We start from the raw sequence: 16,511 nt of genomic DNA on the forward strand, positions 1-16,511 counted from the left end.
ATAATTGTTTTGTCTTTATAAGGAGAAAAGTATGCCTTTGGTATTTTTGTTAGTGTTTTTATTGCCATTAAATATTTTTGCAATAGATGTTACAAAGGTAGGTATTGTGGATTTTGAAAAAGTTGTAATTGAATTTTTGAATCCACAGTTAAAATCTAATCTTGAGCAGTTGAAGAAGCATTATCAAGAAAAAATAGATGCTTTGAATACTGAGATTAAAGATTTGAGAAGAATGTATGATGAGGCTGTTGGTGTTCATGATTTAGATAATGCAAGGTCTTATGGTAATCAGTATAATTTGAAGATAGATGAGCTTAAGAAGCTTACAACTTTAGCAAAAAGTAATCTTGACCAACAAAAGCAGATTAATATAAACAGCATTAATAGTGATGGTGCACTTTGGAGCAAAATACTTAATGGAGTTCAGTATATAGCAGAGACTAATGGTATTTCTTTGGTTATGAAAAAGGATAATCCTTATATCCTTTATTATAATAGTACTGTTGATATAACAGATGATGTTATTAAACATTTAAATAAGCAGTAAATTGGTAGTAGTGATGAAGATTTATCTTTAGTTATGGTTTTCTTGTTTTAATCTTTTAATCAAACTACAAAATTCTTTTTTATTATCTTTATTAATATTTGAGAGTAAAATGTGTGATTTTAATATTGATTTAAATATTTTATTTTTTTGTTCACTGTAACAAAAAAATTCTTTCATCTCGCTTTTTTTAAAGATCTCTTCTCTCTTCTCTATTTTTAATATCTTTTCAAGACCAAGAGATTTTAAATTTTCTAAAGCTTCTTTACTAGGATTTATGACTTTAAAGGGTTTTTTGTATTCATTGCTCTTGTTATTAATGTATACTAGTGTCCCCATAAACGTTGAATCTAAATATTGTGTTTCCGATAAATCAAGGTAGAGAGCGTGGATGTTGTCATTATTTATTAAGATATCTTTAATGAATGCCTTAAAACTAACAGCCTGTAATGCAGTAAATCTATTAATTAATTTTATAAAAATATAAACATCTCTGAATAAATAAAAAACATTACTTTTAGGAATACTTTCTTTCATATTGTATTCTTTTTTACCAATAAGTATATTGTAAAGTTTTAATAATATCAATTATAATTCAATATCGTTTTATGGAAAAAAATGTTACACCAATGATGAAGCAATATTTAAAAATTAAGAATAACTATAAAGATGCTATTGTATTCTTTAGGGTAGGAAGTTTTTATGAGATGTTCTTCAATGATGCGCTTGAGGGAAGTAAACTTTTAGGGTTAACTTTAACTAAACGAGAAGGTATTCCCATGTGTGGAGTGCCTTGTCATGCAAGTAAGGAGTATGTAAAAAAATTAATTTTATTAGATAAAAAAGTTGCAATCTGTGAGCAAGGATTACAAGCGGATGCTAAAGGGCCTTTAGAGAGAGAAGTTGTTGAGGTTATAAGCCCTGGAGTTGTTATTGATGAAGATTTTTTAGAAGATGATGCTAATAATTACTTAGTTGCTATTAGTGATTATAAAGGACATTATTCATTTTCATATATAGACTTATCAACATCTAGACTTGGGATAATTCTTTATGAGGATAGTTTTTTAGAAAAGTTAAGACGGGATATTGAAAAATATTCCCCAAAAGAAATAATAGTATCAGAAAGTTTTTATTATAAATATTTGGAAAAGCTTGTTCTTGATAAGTTTTTAGTAAATAAAGTCCCTAATTGGCATTTGGATAAGGAAATTGCAATAAAGGCATTAAAAGAGCATTTTAATATGGTGAGCTTGAGTGCTCTTGGCTTTAAAGAAGAGGAACCTTATTATATTTCATCTTTTTTGATAATAGATTATATAAAAAACAATTTAAAGAATTTATTGAGTAATATTAACACAATTCATATTAATAATGATTCCGCTTATATGTTTCTTGATGATGTTACTCAGGTCAATCTTGAACTTGTTAAAAATAATAATGATTTAACTTCTAGTTACTCTCTTTATTCAGTTTTAAATGATTGCAAAACTCCGATGGGCAAGAGGCTTTTAAGAGAATATATATTAAATCCGCTTCTAGATATTTCTGAAATTAATGGTAGATTGGCACATGTAGAGTTTTTAAACAATAATGTTAATTTGACCATGAAATTAAGAGATATTCTTAGTAATGTTTGGGATATTGAGAGGATAATTTCAAGACTTCAAATGAGAAAATATGCGAAAAAAGATTTTTTGTTTATAAGAGAAGCTTTAATAGCGTTCTTTTTAATAAAGAGATTATTTAACGAACATTCTTTTGGATATTGGATATTTGATACTGATGATGAAGATAAAATAAGAGGTATTTATTCTTTAATAAATGGTTCAATTTCAAGAGAACAAGATGAGATTATTAAGCAAGGTTATAATCCTAAAATTGATAGATTAAGAGAGATAAAAAATAATGCAAGTAAATATGTTGAGGATTATCTTAATTTCGAGAGAAATTTTAGTAAAATTAATAGTCTTAAAATAAGGAAGACTAATGTCAGAGGTTTATTTTTTGAAGTTACAAAGAGTTATTATGGCCAGGTGCCTTCTCATTTTATCGAAAGTCAAGCTTTAAATTCTGCAAAAAGATATAAAACCAGCAAACTTATTGAGCTTGAAAGAGATATTAATGATGCTGAAGATAATTTATCAGCGCTTGAACAAGAAATATTTGATGAGATAGCTTTAAAAATAGCTAAACATAATGTAGTAATTAAGAAAGTTTCTGAGTTTTGTGCATACAGTGATGTAGTTTCTAATTTTGCTTATTTAGCTAGAAAAAATGAATATATAAGACCTACGTTAACTAATGATAAAGAAATTATTCTTGAGGGCGCAAGACATCCTGTTGTTGAGTATTATATGAAGGGAGTGGAGGCTTTTACTAAGAATTCCGTAAGGATTAATAATGAAAAATATTTTTGTCTAATTACTGGACCTAATATGGCTGGCAAATCAACTTATTTACGTCAAACTGCTTTAGTTGTTCTAATGGGTCATATTGGTTCTTTTGTACCTGCTTCTAAAGCTATAATAGGAATCACAGATAAGATTTTTTGTAGAATTGGGGCAAGTGATAATATTTCTAGAGGAGAGTCTACTTTTTTGGTAGAGATGAATGAAACTGCTAATATTTTAAGAAACGCAACTCCTAATAGTTTAATAATAATGGATGAAGTGGGGAGAGGTACTAGCACTAATGATGGACTTGCTATTGCATATTCCATTGTTGAATACATTTTAGGATATATTAAATCTAGAAGTTTGTTTGCAACTCATTTTCATGAACTTTCAGCTATTAAACATGATTCTTTTGTTAATCTTTCAATGAAGATAGAAAGGCAAGGGAATGATCTTATTTTTTTAAGAGAAGTTGAGGAAAAGCCATCACTTAATTCTTATGGAATTTATGTTGCTCGAATAGCTGGCATACCTTTAAAAGTTATAGAGCGGGCGAATGTTATTCTTAAAAGTTTAACAAGTAGAGAAGGACTCTGTATATCAGAACTTCTATCTTTAGGTTCTTCTGTAAATGAGGGAGAGGAAGCGGAAGCAGATTTAAGCTATGAAGCTGAGGTTAATGCTTATTTGGAGATTAAGGAGTTAATTTCTAAAGTAGATATCAATAATACTACACCTTATCAGGCAATAGATTTACTCAATCAAATCATTTTAAAAACTAAGGTTTAAGCAAATGGCATATGGAATGGGTGTTTTTAAAAGTATATTTCTTCCCTTTTGTTCTTGTTGTCATAGGAATTATGTTTATTCTAATGCGCTTTGTAAGCGTTGCATTGAATTTTTAAATTTTAAGATTAAATCTAGTGATGACATTTTATATTTTTTTGAATATAGAGATGAATATAAAAAAATGGTTCTTTCGTATAAGAAAGATGGACAAAAAGCACTTGGTCGATTTTTTGCAAATGGAATTTTAAAATTTTTAGTTGACATTGATTTTGATATGGTGGTTAGTGTTCCTTGCAGTATGAAGAGAAAACTTTTTTATGGATTTGATCACATGGAATATATTGGAAATTTATTAGCTAAGAATGGAATAAATTATGTTAATATCTTAAAACGAGGATGGAGTAAGAGTCAGAAGCTTTTGCGTGGGAGATTAAGGCTTAATAATTTAGAGAATAAAATTAAATTGAGGTTGAAAAATAAGGATATTAAGTGTAAAAGAATAGTGCTCATTGATGACATTGTTACAACGGGAACATCTATGTCTTTTTGTGAAGATATTTTAATAAAAAATGGAGCTTGTAGAGTGGTAAAGTTATCAATTTCTAAAGTTTTTTAGTTTGAAAGCTTTAGTGTTGACATTTATTGTCATTAATGTTAGTTTGGTATTGGATGAGTTATTTTATTTAATAAGGTTCTTTTAAAGAGAACCTTATTATTTTTAGGGATGTGATTGAATAAAAGTTTTGAAGAGAATGAAATTTACAATTTAATAAAGAATCTAACAGATCGATTAGGGATTGAAATTTTAGAAATTAATACTTTTAGGAAAAGAGATCAAGGTAGGATACAGATAGTTCTTTATAGGCGAGATGATTTTGGAGTTGATAAGCTTTGTGATTTACATAAAATGATTTTATTGAGCTTAGAATCGGTTCTTAAATATAATTTTAGCTTAGAAATTTCTACGCCTGGAGTAAATAGAAAATTTAAGAGTAAGAGGGAGTTTAAAATTTTTGAGGGTAAAAAGATTAAGTTGATGCTAGATAATGATTTTGAGGAAGGATTGATTTTAAAAGCCGAGGAAGATGGTTTTGTTTTTAAAGGCAATGAAGAGATAAAAGTTCTCTATAGTGATGTAAAGAAGGCTAGATTATTATGAAGGAGTCTTGCAAATGATAAAGGGCACTGGCCAAATGATATTCAATATTGCGAATGAGCGAGGGATGAGTGTAGATGCTATTCGGAAGACAGTTAAGGAATCTATAGTAATAGCTTATAAGAAGTATTTTGGAACGAGCGAAAATGCTTTAATTAAATTTGATGAGGACACTGGAGATTTAGTAGTTTATTCAAAAAAAAAGATTGTAGAAGAAGTTAAGGATGATGTACTTGAAATATTGGAAGATGATGCTAGGGAATTTAAAGTAATAGAAGATGGGTATGCTTATGTTGAGATTGATCCTAAGATTTTTGACAGACTTTCAATTCAAGTTGCTAAGCAGAGAACTAAAAGTGATCTGCAGGGAATTGAAGATAATGAACTTTATTTAGAGTTTAAGAATAAGTTAAATAAGATTATTATTGGCTATGTTCAGCAGAATAGGAATGGAGATCTTTATGTTAATCTTGGGAGCACGGACGGTGTTATGCCTAAGAAGTATCAATCTCCGAGGGAAGTTTATGGACTTAATGAGAAAATTCGAGTTCTTGTTCATGGCGTAAAGAAGGGTAGGAATGGAATAGAGGTGGTTTTATCAAGAACTCATCCTAAATTTATTGAGGAGCTTCTTACTCTTGAAATACCTGAGATTGAAGAGGGTATTATTAAGATACATAAGATAGTTAGGGATCCGGGTTATAGAACTAAGATTGCTGTTTATACTGATAAGGAAGAAATTGATCCTGTAGGTCCTTGTATTGGACAAAAGGGAGTTAGGATTCAATCTGTCATTAAGGAACTTGAGGGTGAGAAAATAGATGTTATCCCTTATTCTAAAGATGTTAAAGAGTTTATTAGAGATGCTTTGACTCCTGCAAAGGTAGATCATGTGTATCTCCTTGATGAAGATTTGCATAAAGCTTTAGTAGTTGTTAGTGATGAACAGCTGTCACTTGCAATAGGTAAAATGGGGCAGAATGTTAGACTTGCAAATAGGTTACTTGATTGGGCAATTGATGTTAAGACTAGTAAACAGTTTGCAGAAATGAAGGCAAGCGGAGAGTTTAAAAAAGAGACTTTCGAGATGTTTGATAAAATTATTCAAGAGACTGTCCAGGAAGATGAATTTGAGGAAATAAATAAAATTAGTGAACTTAAGATTCTTAGTGACGATGTTATTGATAGAGTAATTGAAGCAGGTCTTAATGGGATTGATGACTTTTTGGAGGCTAGTGAGGAAAAGCTTTTGAGTCTTGGGGTAAGCTATGAAAAACAAGATGAAATAAATAAGATATTAAAGGAAGGAATGGTAATAATTTCTAACGATGATGAGTCCATTGAGAGAATAAAAGAGGAAGAAGAATTACTTTGTCCTGAGTGTGGGACTGTTATTAATGAAAATATGACTTTTTGTCCAGGTTGTAAAATAGGACTCAGCTTTGAGTTTGAAGAGGAGTAATGGTTTGTCAGAGAATATTGATGATAGAAATGAAGATGATAAAAAAATTAAAGTAGTAAAGTTACGTAAGAAGGTAGTAAAGGTTGTAACTCGCCCAGATAGGAAGATAGATGCAAATGAATCTAGGAGTGATTTTGCAAGTCCTTCAAATTCATATAAAAAACAAGAACCTGGCAGGAATTATGGACATAATAGGGAATTTAGTGGTGGTCATTCTTATGGTAATGGTAATAGGAGTGGTGATAGAACTTCTAATGCGCGAGGAACATTTAGTAGGGATAATACAGGGAATCAGCAACAAGGGAATAGGGGAGGATATTCTGGCAGGAATTATGGACATAATAGGGAATTTAGTGGTGGTCATTCTTATGGTAATGGTAATAGGAGCGGAGAGAGACCATCTAATGTGCGAGGAACATTTAGTAGGGATAATACAGGGAATCAGCAACAGGGAAATAGGGGAGGATATTCTGGTAGGAATTATGGACATAATAGAGATTCTAATAGTGGAACTCAACCTCAGACTTTTAGACGAGTAATAAGAGCTAAGGTTGTATCTAATGTTGTACCAGCGCCTGTTGATTCTGATAACAAGGGAATTAATAGGAAGCTTGGAGAGAAAAAGAAACAACAACAGGAAAGTCAAAAAAGTTATAAGCGAAAAAAGGAAGAAACTGAGATTAAGACAATAGAGCAAAAAGTCTTTGAACAGCTTCAGAAAAAAAAGAAAGAAAATTTGGCAAGTTCAATTCCTAAATCAATTGATATTATGGGAACTATTACTGTAGCAGAGCTTGCAAAGAAGATGAATTTAAAATCTTCAGATTTAATTACTAAATTAATGTCTTTAGGTGTAATGGCAACTATTAATGAGAAGATTGACTCTGACACTGCTACTATTTTAGTTGAAGAATATGGATCTAAGGTTAATGTGGTGTCAATTTATGATGAAACAATTATAGAGGCAGAGAAAGAAGATGAAAGTCAGAGAGTTGAAAAACCTCCTGTTATTACCATAATGGGACATGTTGATCACGGTAAGACTAGACTTCTGTCGGTTTTGCAAAATATTGACATAAATCAAACAGAAACAGGGGGGATTACTCAACATATTGGAGCTTATACTATTAGTTACAATAAACATGAAATAACATTCTTAGATACACCAGGGCATGAGGCTTTTACAATGATGAGGAGCCGTGGAGCTCGGGTTACAGACATTGTAGTGCTTGTTGTCTCAGCGGTGGATGGTGTTATGCCTCAGACTATTGAGGCTATTAATCATGCTAAGGATGCAAAAGTTCCAATTATAGTTGCGATTAATAAAATAGATTTACCAGACTCGAATTTGGATAGGGTTAAACATCAGCTCTCGGAGTATGAACTTGTACCTGAAGATTGGGGAGGAAATACAATTTTTGTTTCAATTTCGGCACTTAAGAATATTGGTATTTCAAAACTTCTTGATATGATTATTTTGCAATCTGAAGTAATGGCATTGAAGGCAAATCCAAATAAGAGAGCTACTGGTAGGATACTTGATGCTAGAGTTGATTTGGGACGTGGAGTAATTTGTTCTGTAATCATTGAAGATGGGACTCTTTCTGTAGGAGATTCTTTTGTTGGTGGAATATATCATGGTAAAGTTAGGGCATTGATAAATGAGAGAGGAGTGTCTGTTAAGAGTGTTGGACCTGCAAAAGCTATTAGTGTTTTAGGTTTTTCTTCTATTCCTCAGGCTGGGGATCCGTTTCAGGTAACAAAGACGGAAAAAGAAGCTAAGTTAATTAGCTCTAAGAGGCAAGATCTTAAGAAGTATGAAAATGCTAGGAATGTTAAGAAAATTACTATATCAAATCTTTATGATTCAATTAAAGAAGGAGAACTAAGGGAACTTAAGATAATTTTAAAGGCAGATGTACAAGGATCTGTTGAGGCTTTAAAGCATTCTCTTGAAAAGTTGACCAACAATGAACTTAGGGTAAAGGTTATTCATTCATCAGCTGGGGCAATAACAGAGACAGATATTAGTTTTGCAGCTGCAAGTGAGGCTATTATTATTGGGTTTCATGTAAGACCTACAGCAAAGGCACAGATGTTAGCTGATCAAGAAAAAGTTGAAATTAGAAAATATAATATAATTTATGATGCAATAAATGATATTAAGTCAGTACTTGAAGGAATGCTTGAGCCGGATATTGAACAAAAATTTATTGGATTTGCTGAAGTTCGTGCTGTTATTAGCGTTCCTAAGGTTGGAGTAGTGGCTGGATGCTATGTTTCACAAGGATTGATAAAAAGAGATGCTATAACTAATGTTATGAGAGAAGGGTTTCAGATACATTCTGGAAAGATTTCTTCGCTAAAGAGATTTAAAGATGATGTCAAGGAAGTTAGTGCACAGTATGAGTGTGGAATTATGATTGATAATTATTTTAATATTAAGGAAGGAGATATCATTGAAGCATTTGAGGTTAAGAAGGTAAAAAGACGCCTTGGATCTTAAATATTTGCTTCGTGTTTTTGGATATGGAAAAAGAAATCAGAAAGACAAAGCTTGAGAGTTTATTGGTTCAAGAGATTGGCAATTTAATAGTAACAAAGGGTATTAAGGATCCTAGGGTTCATGAATTTTTGACTGTTGTTAGAGTTGAAGTCTCAAATGATTTAATAAATGCTAAAGTTTTTATTGGGTCTATTAAGGAAGGTGCTTCTCTTGACAATGCTATTAAAGCCTTGAATAATGCTAAGGGCTTTATTCAGGGAGAGATTGTAAAGAGGATTAAGGTTAGAAATACTCCAAAATTAAATTTTTTAAGGGATGATACTATTTCTAAGGCTTTTTATGTTAATAAAATAATTGAAAATTTAAATATTAATAAAGAATAACATATTTAAATGAATGGAATTGTTTTATTAAATAAAAGAAATGGAGTCACTTCTTGTGAGTCTCTATTTCCTTTAAAAAAATATTTTGCTAGAAGTCGCGTTGGACATACAGGGACTCTTGATAAGTTTGCTAGTGGACTTTTGGTTGTTCTTATTGGGAAATATACTAGTCTTTCAAGTTATATTACATCTTTGGATAAAGAATATATAGCAGAGTTTGAATTCGGAATTGAAACTGATACTCTTGACCCTAATGGTAATATAGTAAATAAAAGAGATTACATCCCAAGTATAGAGGAATTAAATCTTGGACTTAAGTCTTTTAAGGGTGAGATTTATCAAGTTCCTCCTAAATTTTCTTCAGTGCATATTAAGGGAAAGAGAGCTTATAAACTGGCTCTTAAAGGAGAGTCTTTTGAACTTCAACCTAGAAAAGTTAATGTGTATGATATACAAGTCTTAAGCTACAACGCTACTTCTCATATTTTAAAACTAAAAATCAATTGTTCTAAGGGAACCTATATTAGAAGTATAGCAAGAGATTTGGCCTTATCTTTGGGCTCATGTGCTTATGTGAAGAGTCTTACAAGAATTAAGGTTGGAGATTTTAGATTGGATAATGCTTGCTTTTATGAAAATTTAAATAACGATTCTTTGATAAGTTTAGAATCTTTAGGTCTTTTTGAAGTAATTTATATTGAATCTAGCATGATTAAATCTGTTAAGAATGGTGTTTATATTAATATTGTTATTAATTTGGGTGAGTTTAAGATATTTAAGAATAGAGATGAGGAGATATTAGCAGTTGTATGTGGCATTGCTTTAAATAAATATAAGTATGTTATCATGTTCTAATAATTTATTAGACATTATTTATTGTATAAGAGAGGTTCTTAGTTTATTTTTGTTATTTTGATGAAAAAATATTATAATTTAGTGTGAAGATTGTAATTATAGCAAGTGGTTTATTTGGACTTTGCTATGATGGTAATAGGAGTCAAGTATGATCAGTAAGGAACAGAAGCAAAAAATAGTTTCAGAATTTGGAAAGAATGCAAATGATACAGGTTCTGTTGAAGTTCAGGTAGCTTTAATAACGGATAGAATAAAATATTTAACAGAACATTTAAAAATAAATAAGAAAGATTATAGCTCAAAAAGAGGTTTATTGAAGTTGGTTGGACAGAGAAGAAGTTTATTAAGATATTATCAGAGTAAAAATTTGGAAGCTTACAGAACTTTAATAGCTAAACTTGGACTTAGAAAGTAATAAGGGGTTAATTTTGAAAAAAGTTTTGAAGTTGAAAATAGGAAGAGAAGAATTGATTTTAGAAACAGGCTTATTGGCTAAGCAAGCAAATGGTTCAGTTCTTGCCACTTATGGGGGCTCTACTGTGCTTGCTACAGTTTGTTGTTCAGATTCAGTACGTGAAGACTTGGATTTTGTACCTCTTTCGGTTGAATATAATGAAAAATATTATGCTGCTGGAAAAATTCCTGGGGGATTTATTAAAAGAGAAAGTAAGCCTAAGGATAAGGAAGTGCTTGTTTCTAGGTTAATAGACAGACCTATGAGACCTCTTTTTGATAAGAGGTTTGGAAGAGACATTCAAGTTGTGCCAACAACTCTATCTACGGATCAAATGAATCCTCCTGATATTGTTGGTATGAATGCTGCTTTTACGGCAGTTTTTTTATCGAATATTCCATTTAATGGCCCAATTGCGGCTGTTAGGATAGCGTATTTAAATAATGAGTTTATAGTTAATCCTTCCTTTGAAGAGATTCAGGAATCTTTACTTGATATTGTTGTTGCAGGTAGTCTAGATGGGATTACTATGGTTGAGGGTGGTGCTAATGAGGTTAGTGAGGAGATATTGCTTGTTGCAATAGATAAAGCATATGAATATATTAAGCAAATATGTGATATGCAAAAGGAATTTGTATCTATTGTTGGGCATAGGGAAAAGTTACCACTTGCTTATGAGGAGAGAGTATTTGAGTTTAAGGATGAACTTAAAGATTTAATTTATTCTGAGCTTAAGGAAGCTTGTTTTGTTTCAGGCAAACTTAATAGAGATGAAGCTATAAAATTAGTAAAGAAAAAGGCTCATGAACATTTTTCTTCTCTTGATAAGATAAATGATGAGAATGAAAGGCTTTTTGTAAAAGCTTTTGATGATTTTGAACAAGAAATTGTTAGGAAATCAATTCTTGAAAATAATCTTAGGACAGATGGTCGTACTCCTAAAGATATAAGAAATATTTTTGCAGAAGTTGATCTTTTAAATAGAACACATGGTTCTGCTCTTTTTACAAGGGGTGAGACTCAGGCTTTAGCTGTAACTACTTTGGGAACAAGTATTGATGAACAGATAATGGATGATATTGATGGGGACAAGCGTCTTAATTTTATGCTTCACTATAATTTTCCTCCTTTTTCTGTTGGAGAGACAGGAAGGCTTATGACAGGAAGGCGTGAGATTGGACATGGCCATTTGGCTCAAAGATCTTTGGAGGCTATGTTGCCTAAGAAGGATGACTTTCCATATACTATTAGGGTAGTATCTGAAGTGTTGGAATCAAATGGGTCTTCTTCAATGGCTACAGTATGTTCTGGTAGTATGTCTTTAATGGCTGCTGGGGTTCCTGTTAAGGAGCAGGTTGCAGGAATTGCTATGGGACTTATTAGCGATGGTGATAAATATGTTGTTTTGAGTGATATTTTGGGGGAAGAGGATCACTTGGGTGATATGGACTTTAAGGTGGCAGGAACTAAAAACGGGATTACTGGGTTTCAGATGGACATTAAGATTTTAAATGTTACAAGGCAGTTAATGAAGGATGCTCTTGAGCAGGCTAGGGTAGGAAGAATGCATATTTTATCTATTATGGATTCTGTAATTTCAAAATCAAGAGTGGATATATCTGTTAATGCCCCTAAGATTCTTCAATTACAAATTGATATTGATAAAATTTCTCTTGTTATTGGGTCTACTGGTAAGACAGTTAAAGCCATTACAGATGAATTTGAAGTTAGAGTGCAAATTGAACAGGATGGAAGGATTACTCTTTTTGGGGCTGATGGTTTAAAGATGCAAAAAGCAAAAGAGAGAATAGAGAGCATTGTTAGGGAACCTAAGGTTGGGGAAATCTATGAAGGAATTGTTAAAAAGATTAACAGCTTTGGAGCTTTCATTGAGCTTACTCCTACAAAGGAAGGGTTTTTAAGTACCAGAACAAGACTTAGAGATGATAGATATGGTAGTAGTAGAAGTTCTAGGTATGGCGATAGTAGGAATTCTAGGTATGGCGATAACAAACGAGGGATAGGTGTTCGTCCTCCAAGATTAGAGGAAGGGCAAAGAGTTAAGGTTAAGATAACCGATATAGATAAATTTGGCAAGATTGAGCTTGAATTCGTTAGAGATTAATAGACATTATGAGATTTATATCAAATATTGTTAATAGAAATAAGCTTATTTTTTTAAGTTTATTTCTATTGTTCTCATGCCGTACTACTGAAGAGAGTGTTAGTTTATCTTTTGTCTTTGATAAAGATGAGAAAAAGGGAGATGCGGAAGAGCTGGGGATTAAGAGAAGAGACTATTTATTGGGACTTCAGGATAATGAGTCTTTTTTTTTAAGTGATGCTTTTTTAAAAGAAGATAATTCTTATTTTAGTAGTGCTAGAGAAAGTTATGCACAAAAAGATTTTGGAATGACTAGTTTTTTTTTGAATAAAATATTAACTGATGAGAAGAGTTATAGTAGGGAATTACTTTCTAAAGCCAATTTGTTTTTTGGCTATGTAAATTATCATAAAGGTGCATACAGTCTTTCTGAACATAATTTTGATTATTTCTTGAAATATTATAAATATTCTCATGCTAGCCTTAGAGTTTCTGAATTAAAATATTTTGCTAAAGATAGAATGGGAGCAATCTCTGCATTAAGAGATGTTGATGAATCTTCTATTATGTTGGATTATGATAAGGGAATTTATAATTTCTTAAATAATAAGTTTGGAATAAATTATTTAAATTTAGAGAATTTAGGGTTTATAGACAATAGTATTTTTGATATGTTTATTTTGCAAAATAATGTTTTTGTTTCAAATATATTTGGCGGTCTTTTAAGATATGATATTAAAAATAATGATTATAGGGTTTATATTAAAGACAAGAAGAGTATTGTTTTAAATGGACTTAGAGGGTTTGCGGAACATAAGGGTGTCATATACATTGGAGGGGATAATGTTCTTTATTATATTGACGATTTTGGAGGTTCTGTTAAGCAAGTTAATGTACCTTTAGGAGTTAAATTAAATAATATACAGGTTTTAATGAGTGTTAGAGATGGAATATTTGTTGGTACTTTGGAATCTGGATTATGGTTTTATTCTGATTTAGGTGAATGGACTCAGGTAAAGCTTGAATCTAATAGAATCTCATCAATTTACTTAGATAAGAGTAAAAATATATTGTTTGTAGGAACAATGGATAATAGCATTTATACCATTAGCCTTGTTGACTTTAGGGACATTAAACATTTGAACTTTTTTAGTAATAAAGAAAGTGAAAGAAATATCAATTTTATAAAGAGCTATAATGGATATTATTATGTAGGGACTTATGGAGGTGGACTTTTTAGATTAAATTTAGAAGATAAGACATATGTAAAGCATGAGGTGGGCAATAATTTTAGTATTGAATATTTCCTTGACATGGAGGTTAGAGGGGATAAATTATTGTTTGCGACTTTTGAGCATGGTTTAGTAATTTACGATACTATAAATAATAGTTGGGATTATCTAGGGCCTCGTGATGGTCTTCTCGATTTAAATTTAGTCAAAGTTTTAAGTTTTAATAACTATATAATACTTGGTACTCTCAATAATGGCTTGGTTTTTGTAGATGAAAGTATTAAAAAACAATTATGAATCTTATATAATTACTGAATTTTTTAAGTATTTTTTAATTACTTTTTTATTTTTTTTCTTTGTATTTTTTATAAATCAAATACTTTTTTTTATGAGAATACTTCTTCAAAATTATGTCCCCTTCTTTAAGGCTTTTATTTTTGTCATATATTCTCTTCCTATGGTAATTGCGCTCTCTCCTCCTTTTGCAGCTTTAATCTCAGTGGTACTTACTGTTCATAGGTTTAAGCTTAATAATGAAATATTAGCTTTCAGATCAATTGGAATATCTATTTTAGATTTATTAGTTCCTTTTTTTAAGTTGGGGGTAATTATTGCATTTATTTCGTTTATTTCAAATGATTTTTTACTTCCTCTTGGTTCTATTGGTAGGTTAAAGATTTTTAATGAAATAAAAGAAGAAGTCCCTCATTTGGTATTAAAGCCTTATTCAAGTAAACAATATGGAGATTTAATATTTGTATCCGGGGAAAAATCAGAGACGGGATATAAGAATGTTACTTTTTTTGATAATACTAGACTTAAGGGTTATGATAGGGTATTTATGGCTAAAAATCTTAATATCCAAAAAGAAAATTATCAGGTATATTTCATTTTAAATGATGTATTGTCAATTGCTTTAACAGATGATGAGAGTGGATTTTATGACTATTTTTATGCGGATCGAATGAAATATTCAATTGATCAAGTTACATTTAGCGATGGGTTTTTATTAAATTATGTAACTCCTTCTCAGATGAGCATAAGAGATGTTATTAAACTTGTTGATAATCAAACTAAATTAATTGAAGATTTAGATATACAAAATGATTTAGAAGAAGATTTTTTGAATTTGAATTTTTCAAATAGTTATTTAAGTTATTTGTATGATAAGAGTAAGATATTAGACGAGATGTCTGTTCTTGAAAATGTGGACTACATGTATAATTTAAATTTAAATTATAGTCCTTATGAGGATATGTCAGCTAAGAGAAATTATGCTCTTTTTTCCCTGGAGCTTTATCAAAAAATTAGCCTACCATTATCTGTTTTATTTTTTATTTTTTTGGCTTTTGGCATGGGCATGTATTCAAATAAAAAATATTCTATTATTCTTGAGCTTGTAATTTCAATTTTGATTTGTGTTGTCTATTGGGTAATGTTTATTGGTGGTAAAGTGTATACTGTGCAGAATGCCCCAAATCCTTTTCTTGTTGCTGTTTTACCAAATGTGTTATTAATCTTTGCGGGAGTGATACTTTTTTTGAGACTTTTAAAGAAATGAGAGTAGATAAACTTTTTGTAAAGAATATAACATTGACTTTTCTATTTATGAATTTTCTTTTCATGATCTTGATTGTGCTTGGGGATTTATTTGTAAATCTTTTAAGTTATCTTGAGAATAAACTTAGTGTTAATGATATTATTTATGTTTATTATTTATATCTACCAAAATCTTTCTCAGATGGAGTAGCTTTATCTTTTCTTTTTGCTGTTTCTAATCTTATTGGCAATCTTTCTATGAGAAATGAAATAATAGGACTTTTTAGTTGTGGAATTTCTCTTTCTAGGATATTAAGGCCAATAATTGTAATTAGTATTGTAATATCAATAATTCTCTTTTTTTTTGATAATTATTTGGTCATAGATACTGTTACTCAAAGAGATGCTTTTCTTAAAAATAGCATGGGAAAAGGTTCTAGTGATAGAACTGTAATAATTAGAGATTTTGCAAGGGAAATATACAATATTAGATATTACAATATCGATAATGATACTATTTCTAATTTAATAATTATTTTAAGAGATAATAATGATGTTTTTAATAAAAGGTATGATGTGAGTAAGGCTGAGTGGGTTGATAATAAGTGGAATCTTTATGGTGTGAGAGAATTTTCTAAGATTGGGAGAGAGGTTGTAGAAAATTTTTATGAGAGTCTTGATGGAAAGGGGATTGTTAATCTAGAACCTGAATATGTTAAAATAGTGATGTTGTCTTCAAAGACATTGAATTTCTCAAAACTTATTAGTTGGATTGGATCCCTTAAGGTAGAAAATTTAGATTATTCTGAGGCTTTATTTGATTTTTTAAATAGGATATTTTTTTCATTTAGATTAATACTTTTGAGTTTTACTGTTGGTTTCATAAGTCTTGCTTTAAGAAAAAATATTTTTATACTGAGTTTATTAAATAGTATTGCATTTGCAGTTGTATATGTTATTTCAATTGTGATTTTTAACTTTTTAGCTGATCTTGGTTATTTGCCCATAACAGTTGCAAGTTCATTTACTACTGTGTTGTTTCTTATTATTAATTTTGTTATTTATAAGTTTGTTCGTAAATAGTAGGTTTT

Annotated in this window: 14 protein-coding genes; 13 read left to right on the plus strand and 1 reads right to left on the minus strand. The window is 30.5% G+C overall.

Annotated features, from left to right (window positions below; all coding sequences use genetic code 11):
* Positions 1 to 31 precede the first annotated feature (31 nt).
* A complete protein-coding gene (locus tag DB313_RS04175) occupies positions 32 to 547 on the plus strand; it encodes an OmpH/Skp family outer membrane protein (RefSeq protein WP_120104563.1) in 516 nt (171 codons plus the stop codon).
* Between the two features lie 27 nt (positions 548 to 574).
* Here the strand turns inward: DB313_RS04175 and DB313_RS04180 are convergent, their stop codons facing one another.
* Positions 575 to 1,081 carry an STAS domain-containing protein gene (locus tag DB313_RS04180; RefSeq protein ID WP_120104564.1) on the minus strand — a complete coding sequence of 169 codons (507 nt, stop codon included), beginning with the start codon at positions 1,079 to 1,081 and terminating at the stop codon, positions 575 to 577.
* A 71-nt stretch (positions 1,082 to 1,152) separates the two neighbouring features.
* Between DB313_RS04180 and mutS the strand changes: the two genes are divergently transcribed.
* The 12 genes from mutS to DB313_RS04240 all read left to right on the plus strand — a co-directional run bounded on the left by mutS (position 1,153) and on the right by DB313_RS04240 (position 16,503).
* Complete coding sequence (gene mutS / locus DB313_RS04185; RefSeq protein ID WP_174220854.1) at positions 1,153 to 3,729, plus strand: DNA mismatch repair protein MutS; 2,577 nt, start codon at positions 1,153 to 1,155, stop codon at positions 3,727 to 3,729.
* Positions 3,730 to 3,733: 4 nt separating this feature from the next.
* Positions 3,734 to 4,345 carry a type I phosphoribosyltransferase gene (locus tag DB313_RS04190; protein WP_120104566.1) on the plus strand — a complete coding sequence of 204 codons (612 nt, stop codon included), beginning with the start codon at positions 3,734 to 3,736 and terminating at the stop codon, positions 4,343 to 4,345.
* Between the two features lie 114 nt (positions 4,346 to 4,459).
* Positions 4,460 to 4,888, plus strand: a complete 429-nt coding sequence (gene rimP / locus DB313_RS04195; protein ID WP_120104567.1) for a ribosome maturation factor RimP — start codon at positions 4,460 to 4,462, stop codon at positions 4,886 to 4,888.
* Between the two features lie 13 nt (positions 4,889 to 4,901).
* Positions 4,902 to 6,347 carry a transcription termination factor NusA gene (gene nusA / locus DB313_RS04200; RefSeq protein WP_120104568.1) on the plus strand — a complete coding sequence of 482 codons (1,446 nt, stop codon included), beginning with the start codon at positions 4,902 to 4,904 and terminating at the stop codon, positions 6,345 to 6,347.
* A 4-nt stretch (positions 6,348 to 6,351) separates the two neighbouring features.
* Positions 6,352 to 8,853, plus strand: coding sequence for a translation initiation factor IF-2 (gene infB, locus DB313_RS04205; protein ID WP_120104569.1), 2,502 nt, complete (start codon positions 6,352 to 6,354; stop codon positions 8,851 to 8,853).
* A 23-nt stretch (positions 8,854 to 8,876) separates the two neighbouring features.
* Positions 8,877 to 9,236, plus strand: a complete 360-nt coding sequence (gene rbfA / locus DB313_RS04210) for a 30S ribosome-binding factor RbfA (protein WP_120104684.1) — start codon at positions 8,877 to 8,879, stop codon at positions 9,234 to 9,236.
* Between the two features lie 9 nt (positions 9,237 to 9,245).
* Positions 9,246 to 10,091, plus strand: a complete 846-nt coding sequence (gene truB, locus DB313_RS04215; protein WP_120104570.1) for a tRNA pseudouridine(55) synthase TruB — start codon at positions 9,246 to 9,248, stop codon at positions 10,089 to 10,091.
* 148 nt (positions 10,092 to 10,239) lie between these two features.
* On the plus strand, positions 10,240 to 10,506 hold the full coding sequence (rpsO, locus tag DB313_RS04220) for a 30S ribosomal protein S15 (protein WP_120104571.1): 267 nt from the start codon (positions 10,240 to 10,242) through the stop codon (positions 10,504 to 10,506).
* A gap of 13 nt (positions 10,507 to 10,519) precedes the next feature.
* Positions 10,520 to 12,670: a polyribonucleotide nucleotidyltransferase gene (gene pnp / locus DB313_RS04225; RefSeq protein ID WP_174220855.1), complete on the plus strand. Its 2,151-nt coding sequence runs from the start codon at positions 10,520 to 10,522 to the stop codon at positions 12,668 to 12,670.
* A gap of 8 nt (positions 12,671 to 12,678) precedes the next feature.
* Positions 12,679 to 14,178: a ligand-binding sensor domain-containing protein gene (locus tag DB313_RS04230; protein ID WP_120104572.1), complete on the plus strand. Its 1,500-nt coding sequence runs from the start codon at positions 12,679 to 12,681 to the stop codon at positions 14,176 to 14,178.
* Complete coding sequence (locus DB313_RS04235; protein WP_120104573.1) at positions 14,153 to 15,442, plus strand: LptF/LptG family permease; 1,290 nt, start codon at positions 14,153 to 14,155, stop codon at positions 15,440 to 15,442. Before DB313_RS04230 ends, DB313_RS04235 begins: the two co-directional genes overlap by 26 nt.
* A complete protein-coding gene (locus DB313_RS04240) occupies positions 15,439 to 16,503 on the plus strand; it encodes an LptF/LptG family permease (RefSeq protein WP_120104574.1) in 1,065 nt (354 codons plus the stop codon). The genes DB313_RS04235 and DB313_RS04240 overlap by 4 nt, the downstream gene beginning before the upstream one ends.
* Positions 16,504 to 16,511: the final 8 nt, after the last annotated feature.

The sequence above is a fragment of the Borrelia turcica IST7 genome, assembly GCF_003606285.1.
GTDB classification, from domain to species: Bacteria; Spirochaetota; Spirochaetia; order Borreliales; family Borreliaceae; genus Borrelia; species Borrelia turcica.

Coding starts and splice junctions, on each gene's coding strand:
- mutS (WP_174220854.1), top strand. CDS start 1,153: ATGGAAAAAAATGTTACACCAATGATGAAGCAATATTTAAAAATTAAG.
- DB313_RS04175 (WP_120104563.1), top strand. CDS start 32: ATGCCTTTGGTATTTTTGTTAGTGTTTTTATTGCCATTAAATATTTTT.
- DB313_RS04240 (WP_120104574.1), top strand. CDS start 15,439: ATGAGAGTAGATAAACTTTTTGTAAAGAATATAACATTGACTTTTCTA.
- DB313_RS04235 (WP_120104573.1), top strand. CDS start 14,153: ATGAAAGTATTAAAAAACAATTATGAATCTTATATAATTACTGAATTT.
- truB (WP_120104570.1), top strand. CDS start 9,246: ATGAATGGAATTGTTTTATTAAATAAAAGAAATGGAGTCACTTCTTGT.
- DB313_RS04230 (WP_120104572.1), top strand. CDS start 12,679: ATGAGATTTATATCAAATATTGTTAATAGAAATAAGCTTATTTTTTTA.
- rpsO (WP_120104571.1), top strand. CDS start 10,240: ATGATCAGTAAGGAACAGAAGCAAAAAATAGTTTCAGAATTTGGAAAG.
- nusA (WP_120104568.1), top strand. CDS start 4,902: ATGATAAAGGGCACTGGCCAAATGATATTCAATATTGCGAATGAGCGA.
- rbfA (WP_120104684.1), top strand. CDS start 8,877: ATGGAAAAAGAAATCAGAAAGACAAAGCTTGAGAGTTTATTGGTTCAA.
- DB313_RS04190 (WP_120104566.1), top strand. CDS start 3,734: ATGGCATATGGAATGGGTGTTTTTAAAAGTATATTTCTTCCCTTTTGT.
- DB313_RS04180 (WP_120104564.1), bottom strand. CDS start 1,081: ATGAAAGAAAGTATTCCTAAAAGTAATGTTTTTTATTTATTCAGAGAT.